The sequence below is a fragment of the Methylocystis sp. Se48 genome (assembly GCF_056269425.1).
Genome location: NZ_CM149850.1, coordinates 1,816,413 through 1,841,210, shown reverse-complemented (window position 1 = coordinate 1,841,210; position 24,798 = coordinate 1,816,413). Strand labels below are relative to the sequence as shown.

21 protein-coding genes are annotated in these 24,798 nt (G+C 66.9%); 3 read left to right on the top strand and 18 right to left on the bottom strand.

Annotation, left to right across the window (positions count from 1 at the left end):
- Positions 1-78 precede the first annotated feature (78 nt).
- From ACV959_RS09050 to ACV959_RS09000, 11 genes are read right to left on the bottom strand one after another with little or no spacing between them, the layout of a single operon-like run.
- A complete protein-coding gene (locus ACV959_RS09050; protein ID WP_475739566.1) occupies positions 79-453 on the bottom strand; it encodes a HesB/IscA family protein in 375 nt (124 codons plus the stop codon).
- Positions 454-471: 18 nt separating this feature from the next.
- On the bottom strand, positions 472-897 hold the full coding sequence (locus ACV959_RS09045; protein ID WP_475739565.1) for a VOC family protein: 426 nt from the start codon (positions 895-897) through the stop codon (positions 472-474).
- 12 nt (positions 898-909) lie between these two features.
- Positions 910-1,287 (bottom strand): SUF system Fe-S cluster assembly protein, encoded by a 378-nt coding sequence (locus tag ACV959_RS09040; RefSeq protein WP_475739564.1) that lies wholly within the window; start codon positions 1,285-1,287, stop codon positions 910-912.
- A 16-nt stretch (positions 1,288-1,303) separates the two neighbouring features.
- Positions 1,304-2,545: a cysteine desulfurase gene (locus ACV959_RS09035; protein ID WP_475739563.1), complete on the bottom strand. Its 1,242-nt coding sequence runs from the start codon at positions 2,543-2,545 to the stop codon at positions 1,304-1,306.
- Complete coding sequence (gene sufD / locus ACV959_RS09030; RefSeq protein WP_475739562.1) at positions 2,542-3,831, bottom strand: Fe-S cluster assembly protein SufD; 1,290 nt, start codon at positions 3,829-3,831, stop codon at positions 2,542-2,544. Before sufD ends, ACV959_RS09035 begins: the two co-directional genes overlap by 4 nt.
- Positions 3,832-3,834: 3 nt before the next feature.
- Positions 3,835-4,584, bottom strand: coding sequence for a Fe-S cluster assembly ATPase SufC (gene sufC / locus ACV959_RS09025; protein ID WP_475739561.1), 750 nt, complete (start codon positions 4,582-4,584; stop codon positions 3,835-3,837).
- Positions 4,585-4,631: 47 nt separating this feature from the next.
- On the bottom strand, positions 4,632-6,101 hold the full coding sequence (sufB, locus tag ACV959_RS09020; RefSeq protein ID WP_475739560.1) for a Fe-S cluster assembly protein SufB: 1,470 nt from the start codon (positions 6,099-6,101) through the stop codon (positions 4,632-4,634).
- A 60-nt stretch (positions 6,102-6,161) separates the two neighbouring features.
- Complete coding sequence (locus ACV959_RS09015; RefSeq protein ID WP_475739558.1) at positions 6,162-7,322, bottom strand: cysteine desulfurase family protein; 1,161 nt, start codon at positions 7,320-7,322, stop codon at positions 6,162-6,164.
- A 44-nt stretch (positions 7,323-7,366) separates the two neighbouring features.
- Entirely contained in the window at positions 7,367-9,412 is a 2,046-nt protein-coding gene (locus tag ACV959_RS09010) for a vWA domain-containing protein (RefSeq protein ID WP_475739556.1), read from the bottom strand.
- Entirely contained in the window at positions 9,409-9,966 is a 558-nt protein-coding gene (locus tag ACV959_RS09005; protein WP_475739554.1) for an RNA polymerase sigma factor, read from the bottom strand. The genes ACV959_RS09010 and ACV959_RS09005 overlap by 4 nt, the downstream gene beginning before the upstream one ends.
- A 31-nt stretch (positions 9,967-9,997) precedes the next feature.
- Positions 9,998-11,182 (bottom strand): hypothetical protein, encoded by a 1,185-nt coding sequence (locus ACV959_RS09000; RefSeq protein WP_475739553.1) that lies wholly within the window; start codon positions 11,180-11,182, stop codon positions 9,998-10,000.
- Positions 11,183-11,233: 51 nt separating this feature from the next.
- Here ACV959_RS09000 and ACV959_RS08995 point away from each other — a divergent pair, with 51 nt between their 5' ends.
- Entirely contained in the window at positions 11,234-11,908 is a 675-nt protein-coding gene (locus tag ACV959_RS08995) for an alpha/beta hydrolase (RefSeq protein WP_475739552.1), read from the top strand.
- Between the two features lie 35 nt (positions 11,909-11,943).
- Here the strand turns inward: ACV959_RS08995 and ACV959_RS08990 are convergent, their stop codons facing one another.
- Positions 11,944-12,546 carry a redoxin family protein gene (locus tag ACV959_RS08990; protein ID WP_475739551.1) on the bottom strand — a complete coding sequence of 201 codons (603 nt, stop codon included), beginning with the start codon at positions 12,544-12,546 and terminating at the stop codon, positions 11,944-11,946.
- Between the two features lie 334 nt (positions 12,547-12,880).
- Here ACV959_RS08990 and ACV959_RS08985 point away from each other — a divergent pair, with 334 nt between their 5' ends.
- Positions 12,881-15,220, top strand: coding sequence for a putative bifunctional diguanylate cyclase/phosphodiesterase (locus ACV959_RS08985; protein WP_475739550.1), 2,340 nt, complete (start codon positions 12,881-12,883; stop codon positions 15,218-15,220).
- A 14-nt stretch (positions 15,221-15,234) separates the two neighbouring features.
- Here ACV959_RS08985 and ACV959_RS08980 read toward each other — a convergent pair whose 3' ends face one another.
- Positions 15,235-16,347, bottom strand: coding sequence for an anhydro-N-acetylmuramic acid kinase (locus ACV959_RS08980; RefSeq protein WP_475739549.1), 1,113 nt, complete (start codon positions 16,345-16,347; stop codon positions 15,235-15,237).
- Positions 16,348-16,480: 133 nt separating this feature from the next.
- On the opposite strand from ACV959_RS08980, the gene ACV959_RS08975 reads away from it, so the two are divergent.
- The gene (locus tag ACV959_RS08975; protein WP_475739548.1) at positions 16,481-16,780 is read left to right on the top strand and encodes a hypothetical protein; all 300 of its coding nucleotides are present in this window, start codon (positions 16,481-16,483) and stop codon (positions 16,778-16,780) included.
- Between the two features lie 38 nt (positions 16,781-16,818).
- Here the strand turns inward: ACV959_RS08975 and ACV959_RS08970 are convergent, their stop codons facing one another.
- The 5 genes from ACV959_RS08970 to ACV959_RS08950 form a co-directional block, all read right to left on the bottom strand.
- Positions 16,819-18,897, bottom strand: coding sequence for a hypothetical protein (locus tag ACV959_RS08970; protein WP_475739547.1), 2,079 nt, complete (start codon positions 18,895-18,897; stop codon positions 16,819-16,821).
- Positions 18,894-21,689, bottom strand: coding sequence for a DUF4159 domain-containing protein (locus tag ACV959_RS08965; protein WP_475739546.1), 2,796 nt, complete (start codon positions 21,687-21,689; stop codon positions 18,894-18,896). Before ACV959_RS08965 ends, ACV959_RS08970 begins: the two co-directional genes overlap by 4 nt.
- Positions 21,689-22,612, bottom strand: coding sequence for a DUF58 domain-containing protein (locus ACV959_RS08960; RefSeq protein WP_475739544.1), 924 nt, complete (start codon positions 22,610-22,612; stop codon positions 21,689-21,691). Before ACV959_RS08960 ends, ACV959_RS08965 begins: the two co-directional genes overlap by 1 nt.
- The gene (locus ACV959_RS08955; RefSeq protein WP_475739542.1) at positions 22,612-23,610 is read right to left on the bottom strand and encodes an AAA family ATPase; all 999 of its coding nucleotides are present in this window, start codon (positions 23,608-23,610) and stop codon (positions 22,612-22,614) included. The genes ACV959_RS08960 and ACV959_RS08955 overlap by 1 nt, the downstream gene beginning before the upstream one ends.
- A gap of 180 nt (positions 23,611-23,790) precedes the next feature.
- On the bottom strand, positions 23,791-24,765 hold the full coding sequence (locus ACV959_RS08950) for an outer membrane protein (protein ID WP_475739541.1): 975 nt from the start codon (positions 24,763-24,765) through the stop codon (positions 23,791-23,793).
- Positions 24,766-24,798 lie beyond the last annotated feature (33 nt).

The window sequence follows — 24,798 nt, the reverse complement described above, 5'->3', positions numbered from 1 at the left end:
AAGTTGAAGAAAGCGCTATTTATGAGGCGTTCGAATGGCGAAACAGATCATCAGTGTTAATGCGGCGTAAACGCGCGATCAAGCGGAAGCCGGAAGGCGCGACGCATCGGCGGGCTTCAGTTCCACGCTCTCGCCGCAGCCGCAGGCGGAGGTCTGGTTCGGATTTTCGAACACGAAAGTAGAGGCGAATTTGTCCGTCTTCACGTCCATCGTCGTGCCGAGCAGATAGAGCACCGCTTTCGCATCGACGATCACGCGGCCGCCGTCGAAATCGATCACTTCGTCGCCCTTCTCCGGTTCGGCGATCGACATCTTGTAGGACATGCCGGCGCAGCCGCCCTTTTCCACCGAGACCTTCAGTCCCGCTCCCGGCGCGGCGTTCGCAAGGAGGCCGCGCACGCGCTCGGCGGCGGCGGGGCTCACGTTCATCACGCTCAGTTTCGGCAAAGCCATTTATCTGTTTTCCTCAGCTCAGTAGTTCGCCCAAAGGCCCGGCGTCGCCAGTTCCACGAGGTGGAAATCCGGATCGCGAAAGAAAAGGCTCTCCCCGCCGCCTGGCCACTTCATTCTCGACTCGATCTCGACGCCCTGCTCCGCGAGACGTCTCTCCCACCCGGCCAACTCCCGCGTCGCCACGGCGAATGCGAGATGCGCCGGACCCGACCCGTCGTGCGGCGGGATTCGCCCACCCGGAAGATCCACCGGCGTCAGCGTCGACCCGCGCTCGAACAGCAGCAGCACGCTGGCCGGTCCGCAATCGAGCGCCCAGATCCGGCTGTCCTGAACCATCGGCGTCAGACCGAGGGTTTCCGAGTAGAAACGGCCGGCGCGCGCCATGTCGTCGACGTAAAGCGACGTTTCCAGCACGCCCTTGGGTTTCAGACGCGGGGCGGACACGGCCCCCTCCTCTCACCACATGTCGAGCGCGACACGGGCCTCGTCCGACATGCGGCTTTGATCCCATGGCGGCGAGAACACCATATTCACCTTGACGTCGCTGACGCCCGGGACGGCGCTCACCGCGTTCTTCACCCATATGGGCATTTCGCCCGCAACCGGACAGCCCGGCGCCGTGAGCGTCATGTCGATTTCGACTAAGCCGTCGTCGGAAACGTCGATGCGATAGACGAGCCCGAGTTCGTAGATGTCGGCCGGAATCTCCGGGTCGTAGACGGTCTTGAGCGCCTTGATGACGTCATTCGTCAGCCGTTCGTTTTCGGCGGCCTCTGCAGTTTCGACCGCGCCAATCGGGCTTTCCGTTTCGCTTGTTTTGAGAGCGTCGCTCATCAGCACGAGAATCTCCTCAGGCGAACAGTTTTTTGGCTCTTAGCAAAGCCTCGGCCAGGCGGTCGATCTCCTCCCGCGTATTGTAAAGCGCGAAAGAGGCGCGGCAGGTCGACGTCACGCCGAAATGCGTGAGCAGCGGCATGGCGCAGTGCGTGCCGGCGCGCACGGCCACGCCGGAGCGGTCGATGACCGTCGCGATGTCATGGGCGTGGGCGGCGGCCATCTCGAAGGCGACGATCGGCCCCTTGTCGGGCGCATTGCCGAAAATGCGCAGACCCTCGATCTCCGACAGGCGTTGCTGCGCATAGGCCGTGAGCTGCGCCTCATGGGCGCGGATGGCGTCCTTGCCAACGCTCTCGATATAGTCGAGCGCCGCGCCGAGACCGACGGCCTGCGCGATCGGCGGCGTCCCCGCCTCGAAGCGATGCGGCGGCGCGTTGTAGGTCACGGCGTCCAGCGTGACCGTCTCGATCATCTCGCCGCCGCCCTCGAAGGGCGGCAGGTTCTCCAGCCATTTCCGCTTGCCGTAAACCGCGCCAATCCCCGTCGGGCCGTAAAGCTTGTGGCCAGTGACGACGTAGAAATCGACGTCCATCGCCTGAACGTCGACGTCGAGATGGACCGCCCCCTGCGAGCCGTCCACGCAGATCGGGACGCCATGGGCGTGGGCGATGCGCGCCATCTCCGCAATGGGCGTCGGCGTCGCCACCACGTTCGACATATGCGTGACCGCCACGACCCTGGTGCGGTCGGTGAACATGCGGCCGTAGGCGTCGAGGTCGATGCGGCCATCGTCGTCCGGCATGATCCATTTGATCACCGCGCCCTTGCGCTCCCGCAGGAAATGCCAGGGCACGATGTTGGAGTGGTGTTCCATCAGCGACAGGATGATCTCGTCGCCCTCGCGGATATGGGCGAGTCCGTAGGAAGCCGCGACAAGGTTCAGCGCCTCGGTCGCGCCGCGGGTGAAGATGATTTCATCCGTCGACCCGGCGTTCAGAAAGCGGCGCACCGTCTCGCGCGCGCCCTCATAGGCCTCCGTCGCCGCATTGGCGAGATAATGCAGCCCGCGATGGACGTTGGCGTATTCGTGTTCGTAGAAATGCGTCAGCCGTTCGATCACCGCGCGCGGCTTTTGCGCCGAGGCGGCGTTATCGAGATAGGCGAGCGGCTTGCCGTAGGGACGCTCCGCGAGAATCGGGAAATCCGCGCGGATGGTCTCGACGTCGTAAGCCGCGACGGGCGCGTGCTGGTTCATCTCGATCTCTCCGCCAGCCAGGCCGAGACCCGCGACGCGAAGAACGCGCGCAGCGCGTCGTTCTCCAGCCCCTCGAACGCTTCGTTGGCGAAACCCTCCATCAGGAGCGACTCGGCCGCGCGACGCGGCAGGCCGCGCGCCATGAGATAGAAAAGCTGGTCCCTGTCGAGCCGCCCGCAAGTGGCGCCGTGCCCGCACTGCACGTCGTCGGCGAAGATTTCAAGCTCGGGCTTGTTGTTCATCATCGCGCCGTCGGAGAGGAGCAGCGCCTTGGATTGCATGGCGCCGTCCGTCTTTTGCGCATGGGGCCGCACGATGATCTTGCCCTGAAAGACCCCCGCGCCCTGTTCGTCGACGATGCTGCGGAAGCGCTCGCGGCTCTCGCCGCGCGGCGTCGCGTGATCGACGACGAGCGTCGTATCGGCGTGCTGGCGCCCGCGCACGAGCGTCGCGCCGTTGAAGGCGACCCGAGCGTTCTCACCATCGAGACGGGCGAAAATCTGCCGCCGCGACAATCCCGCCCCTTCGACGAGCGCAAATGAATTGAGCGTCGCGCCCGCATCGAGGTGGGCGATGAGGCTCATAACGCGCACGAGCCCGTCACCCTGCCCGGAAACATGGGTGACGAGATCGAGCGCGGCGCCTGCCGCCAGCCGGGCGACGAGCGCCTGATTGTCCTGCGCCGCCGCCGCCGACAGCGCGCCGGCGGTTTCGACGACCGTCGCGCGCGCCTCCTTGCCGAGGATGACGAGGGAACGCGAGAAGCTCGACTGCGCCTCTTCCGACGAGACGAAGGTCGCCAGTTCGATCGTTTGTTCCAACGCGACGCCCTCCGCCACGCGCAGAACCACGCCGTCCTGCATCAGGGCCGCGTTGAGAGATACGATCGCGTCGTCGGTCTGAACGTCGGAACTCGCGACGAGCGCCATGATTCCCGGTGCGCCTTGCGCCAGCGCCTCGCGCAAAGGCTGCGCTTTAACGCCCTCCGGAAGGGCGGCGAGGTCTGAAAGATCGGGACGAAAGGCGCCGTCGAGCGTAACGAGACGAACGGCTCCCCGCGGGGCCGGCAACAGCGGCGCACCGGCGGAAACCGCCGCGATCGGCGCGGGCCTGGCGAGCGCGGCCTTGAGGTCGGTGTAATGCCAGGCCTCGACGCGGCGGTTCGGCAGGCCTTTGCGGGAGAACGCCTCCCACGCAGCCTGCCGCAGGCCTGTCGCGCCCTTGCCCTTCATCTCCTCGTAAAGCGAGGAGAGCGCCGCGTCGGCTTCTGTCACGAGATTGATCATGGCTCAGGCCGCCTCGCCGACATAATCCTGATAGCCGCGCTCCTCAAGCTCCAGCGCCAGCTCCGGCCCGCCGCTGCGCATGATGCGGCCGTTCGCCATCACATGCACCGTGTCCGGTTTGATGTAGTCGAGCAGACGCTGATAGTGGGTGATGACGAGGAAGGAGCGCTTTTCCGAGCGCAGCGCGTTGACGCCCTCGGAGACGACGCGCAGCGCGTCGATGTCGAGCCCCGAGTCCGTTTCGTCGAGAATCCCGAGATACGGCTCCAGCAGCGCCATTTGCAACACTTCCATGCGCTTCTTCTCGCCGCCGGAAAAACCGGAGTTCAGCGGCCGGCGCAACATCTCCTGGCTGACGCCGAGCTTCGCCGCCGCCTCGCGCACGCGCTTCATGAAGTCCGGCGTCTGTAACTCCTCCTCCCCCCGCGCGCGCCGCTGGGCGTTCATCGCGGCCTTGAGGAAGGTCATGGTTGCGACGCCGGGAATTTCGACCGGATATTGGAAGGCCAGGAAAACGCCCTTCGCCGCGCGCTCATGCGGATCGAGATCGAGAATATTCTCGCCGTTGAGCAGCGCCTCGCCATCGGCGACCTCGTAGCCCTCGCGGCCCGCGATCACATAGGAGAGCGTCGATTTTCCCGCGCCGTTCGGCCCCATGATGGCGGCGACCTCGCCGTCCTTTACGGTGAGCGTCAGCCCTTTCAGGATTTTCCTGTCGTCGACCGAAACATGGAGGTTTTTGATTTCGAGCATGGCGTGTTTCCGAAATTGAAGGTCGCAGGCATGGGGGCGCCGGGCGTTTAGCCGACGCTCCCCTCAAGCGAGATCGAAATCAGCTTCTGCGCCTCGACTGCGAATTCCATCGGCAACTGCTGCAACACGTCGCGCACGAAGCCGTTGACGATCAGCGCCGTCGCCTCCTCGGCCGAGAGGCCGCGCTGCATGGCGTAGAAGAGCTGGTCCTCGGAGATTTTCGAGGTCGTCGCTTCATGCTCGAACTGCGCGCTCGAATTCTTCGACTCGATATACGGAACCGTATGCGCGCCGCAGTCATGGCCGATCAGCAGACTGTCGCATTGAGTAAAGTTGCGCGCGCCTTCCGCCTTACGATGAGCGGAAACCTGGCCGCGATAAGTATTCTGGGAGCGACCCGCCGAAATGCCCTTGGAGACGATTCGGCTCCTGGTGTTGCGGCCGAGATGGATCATCTTCGTGCCGCTGTCGACCTGCTGATGGCCGTTCGACACGGCGATAGAATAGAACTCGCCCTGCGAGCCGTCGCCGCGCAGGATGCAACTCGGATACTTCCACGTGATCGCGGAGCCCGTCTCGACCTGCGTCCACGAAATATGCGAATTGCGGCCGCGGCAGTCGCCACGCTTGGTGACGAAATTGTAAATGCCGCCCTTGCCCTCGCTGTCGCCGGGGTACCAGTTCTGCACCGTGGAGTATTTGATCTCGGCGTCGTCGAGCGCGACCAGCTCCACGACGGCGGCGTGCAACTGGTTTTCGTCGCGCTTGGGCGCAGTGCAGCCTTCGAGATAGCTCACATAGGAGCCTTCGTCGGCGATGATCAGCGTGCGCTCGAACTGCCCCGTCTTCTGCTCGTTGATGCGGAAGTAGGTGGAAAGCTCCATCGGGCAGCGCACGCCCTTCGGAATATAGACGAAGGAGCCGTCCGAAAAGACCGCGCTGTTCAGCGTCGCATAGAAATTGTCGGTCACCGGCACGACGGAGCCGAGATATTTGCGGACCAGTTCGGGATGCGTCTGCACGGCCTCGGAGATCGGGCAGAAGATCACGCCCGCCTTGGCCAGTTCCGCCTTAAAGGTCGTGGCCACGGAAACCGAGTCGAACACCGCGTCCACCGCGACCTTGCGCGTCTCGACGCCGGCAAGAATTTCCTGCTCGCGCAGCGGAATGCCGAGCTTCTCATAGGTGCGCAGAAGCTCGGGATCGACTTCGTCCAGCGACTTCGGCCCCGGCGTCGACTTGGGCGCCGCATAATAGTAAAGATCCTGATAGTCGATCGGCGGATATTGGACCCGCGCCCAGTTCGGCTCGTCCATCGTCAGCCAGCGGCGGTAAGCCTCCAGCCGCCACTCGGTTAGCCACGCGGGTTCGTTCTTTTTGGCGGAAATGAAGCGAACGATCTCTTCGCTCAGCCCCTTGGGGGCCTTCTCCGACTCGATATCGGTCGTAAAGCCATATTTGTAGGCGTCGACGTCGATTTCCTCGACGCGCGCAACGGTCTCCTGACGAGCCGCCATCGTCTCTTTCTCCTCGTCACGACGGGTTCAAGGCCCGCCGGCCGATCCGGTTCCGCCCTTTCAGGCGACGGTACGCCGCGACCTGATCCGGTTCACGACTTCCGCAAGAACCATTCCAAACTGTTTTACATCCTCTTCGCGCGTCGTCCAACCCAGGCTGACGCGCAAAGCCTCTTTTTCTTGTGCGCCCATGGCCGCGAGGACATGGGACTCGCGCACTTTGCCTGACGAACAGGCGGAGCCGCTTGACACGGCGACGCCGGAAAGATCCAGCGCCATCAATAATGTATGCGCAGGCAACGTCGGGATCGCGAAAGCGCTCGTCGTAGCGATCCGCGCGGCCCCGCTCCCGAAAACCCGCGTCTGCGGATCGATCTCGCGGAGCCGCGCTTCCAGCGCGTCCCGCATCTCGCCGAGTCGCGCGCTTTCGCTCGCCAGCCCCCGGAGCGCCGCCTCGAATGCGGCGGAAAACCCCACAATCGACGCGACATTCTCGGTGCCGGCGCGACGGCCGAACTCTTGTCCGCCGCCGCGCACCAAAGCATCTGCTATGTGGAGCGCGTCTTGCGCCGCGGCAAGCGCGCCGGCCCCCATCGGGCCGCCGAGTTTGTGTGAGGAAAAGAACAAAAAATCCGCGTCTGTGGTCGCGAATGTCGTCTCGATTCGGCCAATCGCCTGCGTCGCGTCGCAAACGAGAAGGCCGCCTGCGGCGCGTATCCGTCCGGCGGCGGCGCGAACCGGCTGAATCACGCCCGTCTCGTTATTTGCGGCCTGTAGCGCGAGCATGATTCGCTTGCCGGAATGGCGCGCCAGCGCCGCGTCCAGCGCCGGCAGGGACAGCGCGCCTTCAGGCGTCAACGCGACGCGTTCGACCGCCTCCGCCGGGAATCGATGCCCCTGAAGCACAGCGGGATGCTCTCCGGCGCCGACGAGCAGAATCTCGATCGGCCTCGAATCCTTCCCGCGCTGCGCCAATGGCGTCAGCACGAGATTCGCGGCTTCCGTCGCGCCGCTCGTGAAGGTCACGTTGCGGGCCGCCGTTCCCAGTCCGCGGGCGATCGTCGCCCGCGCCTGTTCCAGCAAGGCTTTGGCGGCCCGCCCTTCCCCATGCACCGACGAGGCGTTGCCCGGCCCCTCCAGCGCCGCGAGCATCGCCGCCCGCGCCTCGGGGCGCAGGGGCGAGGTGGCGTTGTGGTCGAGATAGATGCGAAGGTTGGCCATAGCGCTGCTTTACTCTACTCCCCCCGCGCGCGGGGAGAGGAATTTCAAGGACGCGCCAACTTCGCCAACCGCGCAAGACTCACGAACTCCGCCCGATAGCCGAACGGATCGTCCCCCTTCGCGCCCTTCGCCAGCGCGATCACATCATCATAGTCGTATTTGCCAAGATAAGGCGCGCCCTTCAGCAGCTGCCCAAAGGCGGCGACGGCGATCGAGAAACGCACGTCCTCCGGCGCGGCGGCGAGCTGGTCGACCGCCTGCGCGTCTCCGATCGGCGACGAAATCAGCTTCGACGCATCTTCCCCCGGCAGTTTGTAGCGCAGCTTGAAGAAACCGAGTTCCGCGTCCGGCTCCGCCGCCGGCGCGGCGTCCGGGGCGCGCTTCTTACCGTAACGCAGATCGTCCACGAGCTTCGGCGCGCCGGCGGGCGTGATCTCATAGATCGCCGTCACGCGATGGCCGGAGCCGACGTCGCCTGCATCGACCCTGTCGTTGTTGAAATCCTCGCGCCTGAGCGCCCGCGTCTCATAGCCGATGAGCCTGTATTCGGACACGCGCGCGGGATTCCATTCGACCTGGATCTTCACGTCCTTCGCAATGGGAAAGAGCGTCGACGACGCTTCCTCGACCAGAACCTTGCGCGCCTCGTTGAGCGTGTCGACGTAAGCCGCCGCGCCATTGCCGTTCTGGGCGAGCGTCTGCATCAGCGCGTCGTTGTAATTGCCCTGCCCGACGCCGAGGATGGAGAGGAAAATCCCTTTCTCCCGCTTGCGTTCGATCAGCCCTTTCAGTTCGCTCTGGTCCGTCGGGCCGACGTTGAAATCGCCGTCTGTCGCGAGGATCACGCGATTGACCGCGCCCTTGTCGAAATTCTCCTCGGCGAGACGGTAAGCGTCCTGAATGCCCTCCGCCCCGGCTGTGGCCCCCCCGGCGCCGAGCGCGTCGATCGCCGCGATGATCTTGTCCTTGTCGGCGATCTTCGTCGGCTCCAGCGCGACGCCCGAACCCGACGCATAGGCGACGAGCGCCACCGTATCGTCGGGTTTCAATTCGTCGACCAGCATCCGCACCGCATTCTTGACGAGCGGGAGACGGTCCTCGGGCGACATGGAGCCGGAGACGTCGACGAGGAAGACGAGATTGGCGCGCGGACGCTGCGCGCTCTGCAGCGCATAGCCCTGCACGGCGACATGCACGAGCCTATTGTGCGCGTTCCATGGGCTCGGCGTTACGGTGATCGTCGGCTTGAAAGGCGCGTCCGCACTTTCCGGCTGCGGGTAATTGTAGGGGAAGTAATTGATGAACTCCTCGACGCGCACCGAATCCCTCGGCGGCAAACGCCCTGCGTTGATCATGCGCCGCGCAAAAGCGTAGGACGCCGTGTCGACGTCGATCGAGAAGGTCGAAACCGGCTCCTGCGCGACCTGTTTGACCGGGTTGACGTCCTTCGAGTCGAACTTGTCGCGGAATTCCTTCCCCGCCGGGAGCGGGAGAATGTCCGGGGCCTCGTGGGATCCGGCCATAATGGCGCCTACGTCGAGCGCGGGCGCGGCGGCGGCCGGCCGCCGGGGCGCCGTTTTCGACACGGGCAGGCCGTAGCTTTCCGCCCGCTTCTGCGGTCTCGCGGCGTCCCCGATCGCCCTGCCGGAGAGGCCGGGCGGCGGCGCGGCGGGAACGGGCGTCGCCATGGGCGCGACGCTCTCCTTGACGGCGGGCGCCGGAAGCGCCGCGATTTCCGACCCGGCCTTGCTCGCGTCGGCCGGCGCGGCGGCGATTTCCGCGGGCGCATCCGAGAGCTGGCCGGACACGCCGCCAGGCGCATTGAAACGCGACAGATAAAAAGCCGCCGGCGCGGCGACCATCAGAGCGGCGATGGAGGCCGCGAGCGCGTAATTGAACTGAGAAGTCCGCATCGGTTTGCTCCCTTCCGTTGGCGACGATGCGTCCTTCAGACGGTCGGAAGAGGCGAATCCCTTGGTCTCGTTTTCATTTTTTTCGAAAGCCGCCATGGCGGCGGCGAGCGCCGCACGCTTCGCTTCCTCGCGCGGCGGCGGCGCGTCTTTCAGGCGCGTGAGGTCAGGCCCGGTCATTGCGCCGCCTCCAGCGATATTTTGAGACGCTTGCGGGCCTCGTGCAAACGCCAGGACACCGTTTTCTCCGCGCAGCCCATCACGGCCGCGGCTTGCGCGTGCGTCATGTCCTCTCCGTAGACGAGCAGAACGGCGTCGCGCTGCTGCTCCGGCAGCGACCGCACCGCGCGCCACAATTCCCCGTGCGCGACGCCGTCGTCCGGCGGGTCGCAATAGGCGGCTTCGGCGACTTCCTGCATCCGCGCGGGCGCGAGCGGCACGACCCTCGCCCTAGCGCGAATGTAGTCGACGGCCGTCGTATAGGCGATGCGATAGGCCCAGGTGGAGAAAGCGCAGTCGCCGCGAAAGCTCCGGATCGCCCCGGCCATTTTCACCATCGCCTCCTGCGCGACGTCCTCGGCTTCGCCGCGCGCGCCGCACCAGCGCCAGGCGAGCGCATGCACGCGATCGTAATGGCGCTCGGCCAGAGCCGCGAAGGCGCCGCGGTCTCCCCCGGCCGCGCGCCGCGCCAGCGCGTCATCCGGCTCCTCGCTCGCGAAGTCCTGGCCCGGCACAACGCCCCCGGTGTTTCAGCCCATCCGCTTTTTAGACGGCGAGATTGGGAAATCCTTGGGTCGGCGCGCGAAAAAAGATACGGCGGCGTCCGAGCCAGAAACCCAGCCGCTGCGCCATCATCGCAAGCCCCAGCAGCGCGCCGAGCAGCAAGAAGATCGCCTCGACCGCCGCCGCCGCGAGGCCGCCGAAAACGAGGGCGCCGCGCCCGAGCGTCGCGAGAATGGCGCGTGTGGCCCCGCCCCGCGCCGCCGCCAGTTTCGCGGCCTTGCGCAATTGCGCGCCGTCCTCGGCGACAGCAAGGGCGTCCGTCACGCCCCGCGCCCCGGCGCGGCGGTAAAGGATGGCGGCGTCTTCGCCGAGCGCTCGGAAACCCGCGAGCGCCCCTGGCCGCACCACGCGGGCCGCCGCCGCGCGGGCGGCGGCGACGTCGAGTTTCGCAGCCGCCGCAACTCCGGCCAAGAGCGCCTCTCGATCGACCGCCTTCGCCGCCGAGGCGCTCAAGGTTTTGGCCAACGGACGCGACAGCCGCCCGGCTTTTTGCGCGCCCTTCACGAGCGTCAGCCCCGAGCGCGCGGGCAGCAGGGCGGCGACGCTCGACCAGCTCGCGACACTGAGCGCGAGCCCCGCCGCGGCGAGGCCGATCACGAGTCGGTCGGGCTCCTCGCCGCGCTTGAGCTTCTCGCCTTCATGCCAGAGGTCGCGGAGGTCGCCGTATCCGGAAAGGTCGCCCGTGAGCGCGCCGACGAAGGCCGCGCCATTGTCGCGCGCGCCGTGGAGGAAACCCTCCGCGAAATCCTCGACCGTCTTTTCGCGCGCCGTCGCATGGAGGGCCGAAAGGCGCTCCCTCTGGCCGGGGGAAGGCGAAAGGCCGCGCGACCGGCCGAGATCGACGAAACTGTCGGCGAGGTCGGCGTCGCCCGCGCCAAGGGCGGCCTCGAACCCGGCTGCGAAACGCTCTGGCGTCAAAGCCCGATCAAGCCGCGCATCGGCCAGGGCCACCGGATCGTCCTTGGCGGCCGCGGCGCGCAGGCCGTCGAGCGCGGGCGCGAAGGCCCCGGCGGCGAACCAGACGAGTAAAACCGCAAGGGCGAGGAAAATCGAGGCGCGGGTGCGAAAAGCGGCGAGGGTCATCAGAGAGATGTAGGCGCCGGCGGAGCGCAGCGCGAGGGCGGCGCCGCAGCGCGGGCGCGACTGCCGAATTCCCTTGCATTTCACTCGGTCAAGCGTGGTAAAAGGCGCGCTCCCGCGTTTCCACAGGGATTTAGAATGCCCGAAGTCATCTTCACCGGCCCCGCCGGCAGGCTCGAAGGCCGTTTCCATCAGTCCGCCACGCGCGGCGCGCCGATCGCCATCGTCCTGCATCCGCATCCGCAGTTCGGCGGGACGATGAACAATCAGATCGTCTACCATCTCTATTACGCTTTCGCGGAGCGGGGCTTTTCCGTGCTGCGGTTCAATTTCCGCGGCGTCGGCCGGTCGCAGGGCTCCTTCGACCATGGCTCGGGGGAACTCTCGGACGCCGCCGCCGCGCTGGACTGGGCGCAGGCGGTGAACCCGGAAGCGCGCGCCTGCTGGATCGCGGGCGTCTCGTTCGGCTCCTGGATCGGGATGCAACTGCTCATGCGCCGGCCGGAGATCGAGGGTTTCGTCTCGGTCGCGCCCCCCGCGAACCGTTTCGACTTTTCTTTCCTTGCGCCGTGCCCGTCTTCAGGACTGTTCATCCATGGCGATCAGGACCGCGTCGCGCCGCTGAAGGAAGTCACGGGGCTGATCGAAAAGCTGAAGACGCAAAAGGGCATCGTCATCGAGCATGCGGTGGTCGAGGGCGCCAACCACTTTTTCGAGAACAAGATCGAGCCGCTGATCGCGCATGTCGACTCCTATCTCGACAAGCGTCTCGGCAATCCGCCGCGCATTCAGATTCCCGCGCGGGGAGACTGACGCACTCCCTCTCCCCGCACCGGCGGGGAGAAGGCCTACCCCACCTTCGCGGTCAGCCGCGGCACGATTTCCTTTTCGATCACTTCTTCATCCAGCCCTTCATAGGTCGACCATTCCACGACCGGGCCGGGACCGACGACGAAGGTCGCGGGTACGCCTTTCGCGCCCAGCGCGCGCTGGAGATAGGTGTGCTCGTCCATGCCGACGGCGACGAAGGGGTTGCCGTGCTTCGCCAGAAAATACGCCGCTTTCGCGGGCGGATCCTTCACGTCCGCGCCATAGATCGGCGCCAGATTGCGCTTGGCGAGCGCGACGATGTGCTTGTGCTCCTCCCGGCATGTCGGGCACCACGAAGCCCAGACCACGAGCAGCGACCGTTTGCCCGCGAGATCCGCCGCCGAGAAGCCAGGAAGCTGACGGCCCTGCGCGTCCAGCAATCCTGGCACCGGAGGCAGATCGAACTTGCCGATCGAGAACGGATTGAAGAGCCGCGCCGTCATGTCTTTCTTTTTCCAGACATGCTCGACGACGGCGGCGCTCGCGCCGAGCCCCATGACCCCGACGGCGCCGAGAATAACGCTGCGGCGCGTGGCGAACCATTCCGTGCTTCGAGGGGACGCGTCGGTGTGCGTGCTCATGCGCATGGCCTCCATCGGCGCGATGCGCGAGACGGCGCGCAGGGACCGACCGGATAAGCTTTACTGTCGGAACGGTGAACGTTTCGTATCGGCGGGCCTGGCGATTGAACACAAACGCCGTTCGAGGCGCGCAGGAGCGAAAAATCGTTGTTCCAATTCGACTTGAGCTTGAACGGCGCCTTTGGCGGCGCGTCTCGCGCGGCGCGCCGGCCCTGTCCGCGCGCAAATGGCCTCGCGAAGCGGACGTTGGCGTCTCGGGTTTGTGCAGGGATTTATTGACAACTATCGGCCCAGTTTGAGCGTCCTCCCGGGGCGGAAACTGGAACCAAGTCAGATGAGTTCAAACGCGATTGCCGAGTTGACCGAAGATCCGCGCACGTCGGACGAAGGCGTCGACAATCTCGTCAAGGTGGAGCAGCTCGACATGGCGCTGCGCCTCGCGCCCCTGTCGATTGCTCTGATCACGCTCGGCGTCTCGTTCCTCGCATGGCTGTTCTGGTCGCCCGAAAAACAGCTTTACCTCGTCGCGCTGGTGACGAGCGCCGTCGCCCTCGCCGCGGTCAGCCTGCCGTATTGCAAGCGCTGGCGCGAAAACCCGCGGCCGGATTTTCTTCCCGACGCGCGCTTCAGACGAATTCAGGCCGTCGCCTTTCTTTATGGCGCAATGATCGGCTCCATCTCGACGATGATCTATCTCGACGGCGACCCGCAGGTGCGCCTTCTGATCGCCGCCGCCGTGGCGGGCGCGATAGGCACGAGCATCACGATCGCCTTCGTGCCAGCGCTCGCGGTCAGTTACGTCCTTCCGATCGTCGCGCAGTCCTTCGTCACCCTTGCCGCCACCGGCGAGATTTTCAGCATTTATGTCGCGATCCTCGAGGTTCTCTACGCCGCGTTCATGTCCTTCCTGACGCTGTTTCTCAGCGCTCTGGTCCGCAAGCGCGTGATCGCGCAATGCAATCTCGAACGGGAGCGGGCGCTGACCAATCTGCTGCTCAACGATTTCGAGGAAAGCGCCAACGATTGGCTCTGGGAGACGGACGAAGATTTGCGGCTGCGCCATGTTTCCGACCGTCTTTCGCAAGTGGCGGCGAAAGAAAAGAATCTTCTCAAAAACATGCCGATCGAGGAACTGTTCGCGCCGGACGACGAGGAGGGCCGGGAGAGTTTCGAGAAGCTGCGGGAAGCTGTCGCGGCGCGCCGCGCCTTCCGGGACATTCTCCTTGCGGTGACGGTCGAGGGCGAGCGGCGCTGGTGGCTGGTCAGCGGAAAGCCGATGGTCGTCGGCGCCAGCCGCTTCTCGGGTTATCGCGGCGTCGGCTCCGACATCACGGTCAAGAAACAGGCCGAAGACCGGCTCTCTTTCCTTGTGCTGCACGACGCGCTCACCAGCCTGCCGAATCGCCTCAGCTTCCAGCAGCGGCTCGGCAAGGCGGCGGCGGATCTGCGCAACAAGAACATTCCCTTCGCCGTTCTCTGCCTCGACCTCGACGAGTTCAAGAGCGTCAACGACACGCTCGGCCATGGCGCCGGCGACAAGCTGCTGCAGGCCGTCTCCAACCGCTTGACGCGGCTGCTCGGCCCCAAGGCCTGCATCGCGCGTCTCGCGGGCGACGAATACGCCATTCTGTTCACGGACGAGACCGCGCGCGACCGCCAATGGCTGTCGCACGCCTGCTCCGCCATCGTCTCCGAGATCGGCGTTCCCTTCCCCATCAACGACGCGTTAGTCAATGTCGGCGTCAGCATCGGCGTCGCCATCGCCCCGGATGACGGCGCGCAGGAGATCATGCGCCAGGCGGATCTCGCGCTCTACCAGGCCAAGCGCACCGGCAAGAACGCCTATCGCTTCTATCAGGCGGACATGGACGAGGAGATCAACGCCCGCCGCATTCTGGGCGCCGAGTTGCAGGTTGCGCTCGAGCGCGGCGACTTCCTGCTCCATTTCCAGCCGCTGGTGAACGCCGCGACGAAGCGCATTCAGGGATTTGAGGCGCTCGTGCGCTGGAAGCACCCGACGCGCGGCTTCATCTCGCCCGCGGAGTTCATTCCGATCGCGGAGGAAATCGGCGCCATCGCATCGCTCGGCAAATGGGTGATCGAGGAAGCCTGCCGCATCGCTTCGACCTGGCCCGCGCCGGTCACTGTGGCGGTGAATATTTCGCCGATCCAGTTCCGCCATTCGGACCTTCCGACGATCGTGTCAAAAGCATTGAAAAGATATGGCCTGCCACCGCATCGTCTCGAATTGGAATTGACGGAATCCGCCTTCCTCGAGTCGACGCCCGCGACGCAGAAAATCCTGCAACGGCTCTCGGAGCTCGGGGTTCGCCTCTCGCTGGACGATTTCGGCACCGGCTATTCGAGCCTGAGTTATCTGCGCCGCATCGCCTTCAACAAGATCAAGATCGACCAGAGCTTCGTGCATAATCTGCCCGATGACCAGCGCGACATGTCCATCGTGCGCGCGATCGTCGACATCGCGACCACCATGGGCGTCTCGACCATCGCGGAAGGCGTGGAGACGGAAGACCAGTCGCGCGCCCTGCTCGCCCAGGGCTGCCACCAGTTGCAGGGCTATCTCTTCAGCCGGCCCGTGCCGGCGGACGAGGTGCCTGAAATGCTCGCGCCCTTTGTGGCGAAAGAAAAACGCCTCGAAACAGCCGCCGCCTGACCGGGCGAGAAGCCCTACGCCTCCCCCGCCCGCACGAGCCGCCCGCCCGGCATCGGTTCGGGCGCGCCGGTGGTCGTGGGAAAGGTGAGCGGCAGCCCCTCCGCCACGCGCGCGGCGAGATAGGCGAAGGCCTGCGCCTCCATCGAGTCCGCCGACCAGCCGACCGCGTCGGCGGTGGTGACCTTGCACGGCAGGCGCATCACGAGTTCGCGCACCAGAATCGGATTGCGCGCGCCGCCGCCGCAGACGATGAGCAATTGCGGCTGGTTCGGCAGATGCGGGAAAAGCCGCAGCACGGAGGCCGCCGTGAAGGCGGTGAGGGTCGCGGCCGCGTCTTCCGTCGCGAGCTTCATCACCGGCTCGAGCGCGAAGGCGTTACGGTCGAGAGATTTCGGCGGCGGCTGGTCGAAGAAGGGATGCGCGAGCATCCGCAACAGCGCCGCCTCGTTCACGCGCCCGCGCGCGGCCATGTGGCCGTGGCGGTCGATCGGCGCGCCGGTGCGCTGGAGCATCAGATCGTCGATGAGGGCGTTGCCGGGGCCGGTGTCGCAGGCGATCGGCGGCTCGCCGTCAGCGACGTAAGTGACATTCGCCACGCCGCCGATGTTGAGCAGCGCAACCTCGCCCTTCATGCCGCCGGCGAGCACGAGCGCGCGATGGAACACCGGCACGATAGGCGCCCCCTCTCCGCCCGCGGCGATATCCGCCGCGCGGAAGTCGTAGGCCACGTCGATCCCGAGCCGGTTGGCGAGCGCCTGCCCGTCGCCAATCTGTATGGTGAGCTTCTGCTTCGGCCGATGCAGCACGGTCTGGCCGTGGAAGCCGACGAGGTCGATCGAGCCCGCCTCTATGGCGTTGTCGCGCAGGAACGTCTCGACGGCCTCCGCATGGCGGTCGGTCACCATGCGTTCCGCGAAGGCGAGCACGCCCGGCCGCGCGTCGCGATCCTCCAGCGTCGCGGCCTCGGCCAGCGCGTTGCGCAACAGCGCGCGGTCGGCGTCGTTATAAGGGAAATGTCCCGTCGGCCCGAAGGAGACGGCCGAGTCGCCATCCGTCTCGATAAGCGCGACGTCGACGCCGTCCATGGACGTGCCGGACATGAGGCCGATCGAGCGGTAGATGGGCAAGGGCGAATCTCCTGAAAGGTAGGAGCAGATTACGCGATTTCCCACATCGCCGCCGAGCCTGCCGGCCGCGGCAAGCAAATTTCGGCCAAATCAGCGCGTCATCAAGGCGGCCTCCTGGCCATGGAGTTGAGATGTGACGCGTTATATTCTTGTTTCGGCCACCTTGCTCGCCCTCGCCGCCTGCAATAAGCCGGTCCAGCAACCGCTCGCGACGCCAGCAGCGCCGCCGCCCCCCGGCAATCTCGCAGGCTGTCCAGGCGCCGCGGATCAGGGGGGCTGCGATTCTTACAACGCGGGGATCGCCGCGGGAAAAGCCGACAAGGCCGGCGGTCAGAGCGCCGAATATGGGCGCCATCAGAGCAAATTCGACGGCCGCTACGAGATGTTGTTCCGTCAGGGCTACGCCAACGGCTATTTCAACGGCGGCCGATGAGCGAGAGAGCGAACGCCGCCTGGTGGCGGTGGCTTTCTCTACCGCCGCCTTCCCTCCCACGCCCAGGCCGCCACAACCATCCCCAGCAGCGCCAGCATCGCCCACAGGCCCAGCCCCAAAGGCGCCACCTCGACCCCCACCAGCGTCGACGCTCCCGTCTGGCGCACGCCGATCCAGTCCGTCCCGCCATACCGGCTCGCGTCGCGCATCTCCACGACGCGCGGCATGGTCACGGCGTCGCTCGTCTTGCTCAGGCGCCGGACCGTGCCGCCGGTCGCCTCCGCGAGCGGCGCGAGCTTCTCGGTCGTCGACGCCACCTCTCGGAACTCGCGCGGGTTCGCGGGGCCGACGTTCACGAGCGCCGTCAGCCCGTCGCTTTCGAAGCGCCACAGGCCCTTCTCCGTCGCGTTGAGCTGGGCGCGCCACAGGCCCGGTTCGCTCTGGCGCAGCACGATCTCCTCGCGCGCGCCGGAGGGCGAGGTCGCCATCGCCGGCGCGGCCTCGTCTTTCAGCGTCTGGCGTTCGACGGTCACCTCGCGGCCGCGCGCTTCGGCGCGCAGCGCCTCCTCTTCGAGGTCGGGCTCCTTCATCAGCCAATGCGCGAGGCGGCGCGTGAGGTCGGCGTTGGGGCCGCCGCCATCGTAACCGCGCGCCCAGAGCCAGATCTGGTCCGAGAGCAGCAGCGCGACGCGGCCCTTGCCCTCATGCGCCAGCACGAGCAGCGGCTTGTCGCGCGCGCCCGAGAGAATGGAGTTTCCCTTCAGCACCGCGGCGTCCACCTGCCGAAACCAGTCGCCCCATTGCGGCGGCTCGCTCTTGGCGCCGGGCAGCCCGCGCGTGACGGGATGCTTTTCGCCGTCCTTGCTGACGCGCGCCTTGAACGCCTGTTCGAACAGCGCGCCATCTGGACGCGCGGGCAGGATGTTTTCGAGCGGCGAATAATAAAGCCCGCGCAACGTCGCGTAATCCGGCCCCACTGCCGCGAGAAAGGCGCCGCCATTTTCCACATATCGGGCAATGTTGTCGAAATAGATCGACGGCAGCAGCGTCTGATTCGAATAGCGGTCAAAGATGATGAGATCGAATTCGTTGATCTTGCGCCCAAAGAGATCGGCCGTCGGGAAAGCGATCAGCGACAGTTCGCTCGCCGGCGTGATGTCGAGTTTTTCCGGCGGACGCAGAATGGTGAAGTGCACCAGCTCCACATTGGCGTCGGCGCGCAGAAGGTTGCGCCAGCTTCGTTCGCCCGGGTGCGGTTCGCCGGAAACGAGCAGCACTTTCAGCCGGTCGCGCACGCCCTCGATCGAGACGACCGCCTTGTTGTCGACGAGCGTGAGTTCGCCCGGCGCCGGCGGAACCTCCAGCTCGACGATATTTGCTCCGCCATGCGTGATCTTCACAGGAATGTTGACGATGTCGCCGGGCACGGGGCTGTAGGTCGGCAGCCGCTCGCCGTCGCGGCGCACGGCGATCGGCGCGCGGGCGCCGTCTCCGCCCGTGTCGACGACGCGGGCGCGGATCGTCTGCTCCTTGCCGACGATGCCGAAACGCGGCGCCTCGACGAGTTCGATGCGGCGGTCGCGCTCTCCCTCTTTGCCCGTGACGAGCGCGTGGACCGGCGCGCGGAAGCCGAGCGCCTCGGCCCGGGCCGGTATGTCGTGAACGACGCCGTCGGTGATCATCACCGCCCCCCCGACTCGCTCGGGGGGAACGTCCTTGAGCGCCTGCTCCAGCGCGCCGAAAAGCTTCGTGCCGTCATTGCCGCTCGCGTCGTTCGTCACGGAGACGACGCGGGTTTCGACGTCGGCGAATTTCGCGAGGGACGACTCGAGCGCCTTGCGGGCTTCCTCCGTCTGCGCGGCGCGGGCGCCGAAATTCTGGCTCTCGCTTTTGTCGACGACGACGGCGACGATGGTCTTTTGCGGGTCCCGCTTTTCGCGGACGAGCGAAGGGTCGGTCAGCGCCGCCAGCACGAGCGCGAGCGCAAGCGCGCGGAGCGCCGTTCCCCGCTGGCCCGCAACGGCGGCGAGGATCAGCGCGACGGCCCCGGCGATCGTCAGCGCGACGAGGATCGGCCAGGGGAGCAGCGGCGAGAAGGCGAGGTCGAGGTCGGTCACTGCCCCAGCCTCTCCAGCAGGTCGCGCACATGCACCTGGTCGGATTTATAGTTTCCGGTCAGCGTATACATGACGAGATTCACGCCCCCGCGAATGGCCAGTTCACGCTGGCGCGCGCCGCCGGGGGTCAGCGGGAAAAGCGGCTGGCCGCGTTTGTCATGCGCCCAGGCCGAGGCGAGGTCATTGGAGGTGATCACGATGGCGGAGACGCTGTCCGTGGCGCGAACCGGCCGCGCCGCCGCCTCACTCGGTTCGGGCGGCAGCGCTTCGACCCATGTGTCGCCCGTCGCGTAGCGGCCCACGAAATTGTCGAGCAGATAAAAAGTTTTGGTGATCACGTGATCGCGCGGGACGACTTCGAGTTCCGGGACGTCGAGGTTTTTCGAAAAATCGCGCAGCCATTGCGTTTCGGGCGTCGGGGCGTCGCCGGGACGCCGGTCGAGCGCGTCGCGCGTATCGAACACGATGGTGCCGCCCTGCTTCATGTAAGCGGCGACCCGGGCGGCGGTCTTCGCGGACGGCTGCGGCGCGCTTGCGACGATCGGCCAATAGAGCATGGGATAGAAGGCGAGTTCGTCCTTTGCGGGATCGACCCCGGCGGGATCGCCGGGCGAGAAGGACGTGCGCAGCGACAGCGCTTTTGACAGCGCCTCGAGCCCGAGGCGCGAGATCTCGTCGACCTTCGCGTCGCCCGAGACAACATAAGCGAGGCGCGTCGTCAACGCCGCCTCCCGGTCGCGCTGCGTAGCGGCGGACCGCGTCTCCGTCTCCGCCCTTACGTCGCGAGGAATCGACGTTACGGAAAGAACAAGGAAGGCGCCGGCGATCGCCGCGAAGGGCCTGAGCCGAATCTTGCCCGAGACGAAGAGCGCGATCAGCGCGTCCGCGACGAAGGCGACGAAGGCCGCGGCGAGCAATGGGCCGCGGAAATCGACCGGCGCGCCGAATTTAAGCGCGACGGGCGTCACTCCCGCGCCGGCGAAATCGAACCGCGAGATCTCCTCTCCGGCGCGAACCGTCTGCAACGCGAGAAAGGCGTCCCCGGTCCCGTAAAGCCCCGGAGGATGCTCGGCGCTGGCGGCGCCGTCGAAATTGGCGGGGATCGCTTTCGCGTTCGGTCCGGGCGCGCCGAGGGCTCCGAAACCGTCGAGCGCCTTCAGCGGCGCGAGAAGCCGCTGGTCGCCGACGGCCACGGAGTCCGCCCGCTCCTCTCCCTGCGCGGGCGCGGGCTCCCCCGCCATGGCGCAAATGCGCTTCAGCATGTCGACGAAAAGACCGGAGATCGGCAGGTTCGACCAGCCCGTGTCCGCATTGACGTGAAAGAGCGCAATCAGTCCCTTTCCCCGTCGTTCGGCTGTGACGAGCGGCGTGCCGTCCGAAAGCCGCGCCCAAGTCTTCTGCGCAAGGCCGGGGTCCGGCTCCGCCAGCACCTGACGCTGCACGCTGACGTCCTTCGAGGCCGCGAGGCCGAAGAAGGGGCTGGCGGCGTCGAACTCGGCGAGCGCCTTCGGCTCCTCCCACGACATCGCGCCGCCGAGCACGCGGCCGTTGCGGCGCAACCGCACGGGCAGGAGATCGTCGCCCGCGTTGGCGAGGCGCGGGCCGGCGAAGCGGATGAGCGTCCCGCCCTCCTCCACGAAGCGGGCCAGCGCGTCGTAGGTTTCGCCAGGCGCGAGGCCGACGTCCGCGAGCGCCACAACATTGGGCCGCTCCGCGAGAAGCGTCAGAATCGGATCGACGGCGCCCGGCCGCGCCTGCCGCACCTGCGCGAAGGGCGCAAGCGCCTTGTCGAGATAATAGACCGGCGAGAGCAGCGGCTGCGCTTCGTCCAGCCCAGCGCCGCCCACGAGCGCGACGCGCCGCACCTTGGAGCGCGCGTCGAGCAGCGCGACGGCCCCGGCGGAATTCTCCCCGTCGATCCGCAGCAGGCTGACGTCGTTTCGCAGTTCGACGGGAAGATCGAGCTGCGCCCGAGCGCGCGGCGCGGACCCGAAATTCACGGTCGTTCGGGCGATGCCCTGACCTTTCGAGTCGTAAGCCGCGACGGTCGCCGCCGCTGGGCCCGAAGCGTCGGGACGCAAGACGTCCACCGTCAACGCGGCGGCCGCGTTGACCGGCGCGGCGAGCGCGAGCGGCGCATGGTCGTCGACGAGAACCTCCACGCGCGCGCCATCTTTCGCGGCGCGCGCGAGCGCCTTGGCGAAAAGCTCGGCGGAGCCTTGCGCAAGTCCGTCGCTGATCCAGACGAGACGCGCGCCCGGGCTTTTCTTTGCGAAGGCGGCGAGCGTTCCTGCCGCTGCGGCGCGATCGGCGAGATACGGCCTCGGCCGCGCAGAGCGCAGCTTTTCGAGCGCACGGGAGGCGTCCGAGAGCGTCGGAGCCGCGGCTTCGGAGGTCGTCATGAAAGCGACCGGCGCGCCGCTGCGCGCGGCGTTCTCGAGGATCCCCGCGCCGGCCGAGACGCGCCGTTCCCAAGCGGGCGCGGCGGCCCAGCCGTCGTCGAGCGCGACGAGAGTCGGCGCGGACGATCCCGCGACCGTTCCCGCCGGACTCCAGACCGGCCCCGCCATGGCGAGGATCAGCGCGGCGGCGAGCGCGAGACGCATCGCAAGCAGCCACCAGGGCGTCTTCGACGGGGTCTCCTCGTCGCGCGCCAGCTCCCGCAGGATTTTCGTTGGCGGAAAAACGACCTCGCGCGGACGCGGCGGCGTCACCCGCAGCAGCCAATAGATCGCCGGCAGGCCGAGCAGGCCGATCAGCGCGAGCGGCGCGGCGAAGGAAAGCCCGCCCATCACAGCCGCGCCTCGACGCCGTGCAGCCCCATGGCGAGCGCGAGCGCGGCCTCTGCGGCCGGTCGGTCGGTGTGATGCTGGAGGAACAGGAACCCGGCGCCGCGCGCCGCGGCGCGGACCGCTTCGCGATGCGAGTCGAAGCGCCGGGCGTAGGCCTCGCGGAGGCTTCTGGCGTCGCCCGCATGAAAGGCGGGACCGCCGTCCGTATCGAGAAACATCGTCTCTCCCGAGAAAGGAAAGCTCTCCTCGCTCGGGTCGATCACCATGAGCAGCGCGCCGGACGCGCCCGCATCCGCATACTCCCGGAGCCGCGCGGCCAGCGCATCCGGCGGTGCGAGAAAATCCGAAATCAGCACGATCCGCGCCCGCGGCCGCATGGGCGTCCCGGGGGGAAGCTCGTCCTGCGCGGTTTCCGCCGCGCGCTCGATCAGCGCGCGCGCCAGACGGTCGATCACGTCCCGCGCGGAGAGGGGCGCCGTCGCGCCCAGCGCGGCGACGCGCTCGCCGCCGCGCACGAGAACGTCGGCCAGCGCGAGGCCGAGCGTCACGCCGCGAGCGAGTTTGTCGTCGAGCGCGAGCGAGGAAGCGAAGGCCATCGAGGGCGAGACGTCCATCCAGATGAAATAATCGTGCGCCGCCTCCCATTCGCGTTCACGCACATAAAGCTGGTCGCCGCGGGCAGAGCGGCGCCAGTCGATGCGATGCGCCGCCTCCCCGCTGGCGAAGGGTCGATATTGCCAGAAGGTTTCGCCGACGCCCGCGCGCTTTCGCCCATGAACGCCATAGGCGACGCTCGCCGCGATCTCATGCGCGCGATTGACGAGGCGCGGCAGGCGCGCGGCGAGATCGGCGGCGACGGCGGCGTTCGCCGATTTGCGCGTCGCGGGGTCGTAGGCGCGGGTTTCGATCTGGCCGAACGCCATCACCCGATCCGCGCCACGAGCTTGCCAATGAGATCCGACACGCTCATCTCTCGACGCGCAGCGAAATTCAGCGCCATGCGGTGACGCAACACCGGCGCCGCCAGAGCCGCCACGTCGTCGAGCGACGGCGCGAGACGGCCCGTGACGAGCGCGCGCGCGCGGGTCGCGAGCATCAGCGCCTGCGCGGCGCGCGGCCCCGGCCCCCAGGAGACGTGCGGCGCGATCGCCGGGTCGCCCTCGCCCGGACGCGCGGCCCGCACGATGTCGAGAATCGCGTCCACCACCTTGTCGCCGACGGGCAGACGGCGCACGAGCCGCTGCGTCGCCATCAATTCCTCCGCGTCGAGCGCCTGCGCGGGCGCGGCGGATTTCTCGCCCGTCGTTTCGAGCAGCACGCGGCGTTCGCTGGCGCGGTCAGGGTAATGAACATCGATTTGCAGCAGGAAACGATCGAGCTGCGCCTCGGGCAGCGGATAGGTGCCCTCCTGCTCCAGCGGATTCTGGGTCGCGAGAACGTGGAACGGCCGCGGCAGGTCGTAGCGCTTGCCGGCGACGCTGACGTGATGCTCCTGCATCGCCTGCAACAGCGCGGACTGGGTGCGCGGCGAAGCGCGGTTTATTTCGTCCGCCATCAGAAGCTGGGCGAAGATCGGACCCTTGATGAAGCGGAAGGAGCGCGACCGGTCGGCGCCCTCCTCCAGCACTTCCGAGCCGATGATGTCGGCGGGCAGCAGATCGGGCGTGAACTGCACGCGCTGTTCGGCGAGCCCGAGAACCTTGCCGAGCGTTTCGACGAGCTTCGTCTTCGCGAGGCCCGGCACGCCGACGAGGAGGCCGTGGCCGCCGGCGAGAATGGTGACGAGCGCCTGCTCCACCACCTCGTCCTGGCCGAAGATGACCGCGCCGATGGCGGCGCGGGCGCGCCCGATGTGATCCAGAGCGCGTTCGGCCGATTCGGCGACGGCGGTTTCGATGGGCGCGAGATTGCTCGAGGTCATGGGCGCGGGACGGTCCATCTGTCAGAGGTTGCGTCAGAAGATAGGAAGAGGCGTCCGCGTTTTCACCTGCCCGGGACGCACGGCCTTCGCGGGCGGAGTCGCTCCCTCCCCCCTGCGCGATAGTGGACGTTTCCTGGCCCTCCCGTCAAACGCGCGAAATGGCGCGGCGGGGCCGGCGGCTCAATAGCGCGCGAAGACGGGACCGTTGACGATGGGCGCCGCGATGGGCGAACTCTCGTTGAAGAGAATATTGACGCCCGCCCGGAACAGATGGCCGTCGAACCGCGTCGTGGCGCGCGTGACATTGCCAAAAGCGGTCCCGGTGGCGGGATTGGCGGGAACCTGCATCGCGACGACCGGCGTCGTCTGCGTCCCGAGCGAATAATAGAGATACTCGCCCCGCAGCGTCACGCCGGGCATGAACATCCATTCGACGCCCAGACCGGCGGCCCAGCCCAGCCGGTTGGTTTGATATCTGGCCTGTCCGGACCATGCGCTGGCCGCGAAGGGCGCCGGAACGACGCCGGGCAGCGCCTGCGGCTCCACCGCCGGAAGATTGACCAGCGCCTGTGTGACGCCGTAATCGCCGCTCACGCCGCCATAGGCCAGGCCGGCCGTGCCATAGACGAGAAGGGTCGGCATCACGAGATAGCCGACACGGGCGCGCAGCGTGCCCAGATAATTGAGCGACCGCGACCCCTGGGCGAAGGAACTGATCTGCATCCCGTTCCCGTCCGGAATGTCCAGCAGGGCGACGCTCGTGGCGCGCTCCTTGGTGTTGGCGAAACCCTGAGCGTCCGCCTCAATGCCGACAAGGAGTCCTTCTGACGCCTGCCAGTTGAAGCCGACCTGCAGGCCGCCCGAGAAACCGTTCGTCGACGCCGACAGCTTCTGAGCGGCGGCTGCCGCCGAGGTCAGCGCCATCTGGGTTTCGACCGGCGGACCCACCCGCAGCATCGCGACATTCTGGCTGGGCGTGATGAACGGCGAAACGCCCCAGGAATATCCCGCGTTGACGCCGAGATAGAAGCCGGTCCAGCTGATGACCGGCGGCGGCGCGTAGCGCGGCGGATAGGGGCGATATGGCATGTCCGCCGAAAGCGCAGGCGCGCTCGACAGGACAAGCGAAACGGCGCCGACAACCCATCTGTTCATTACGCGCTCACCGACTTACGCCTTTACTCGACG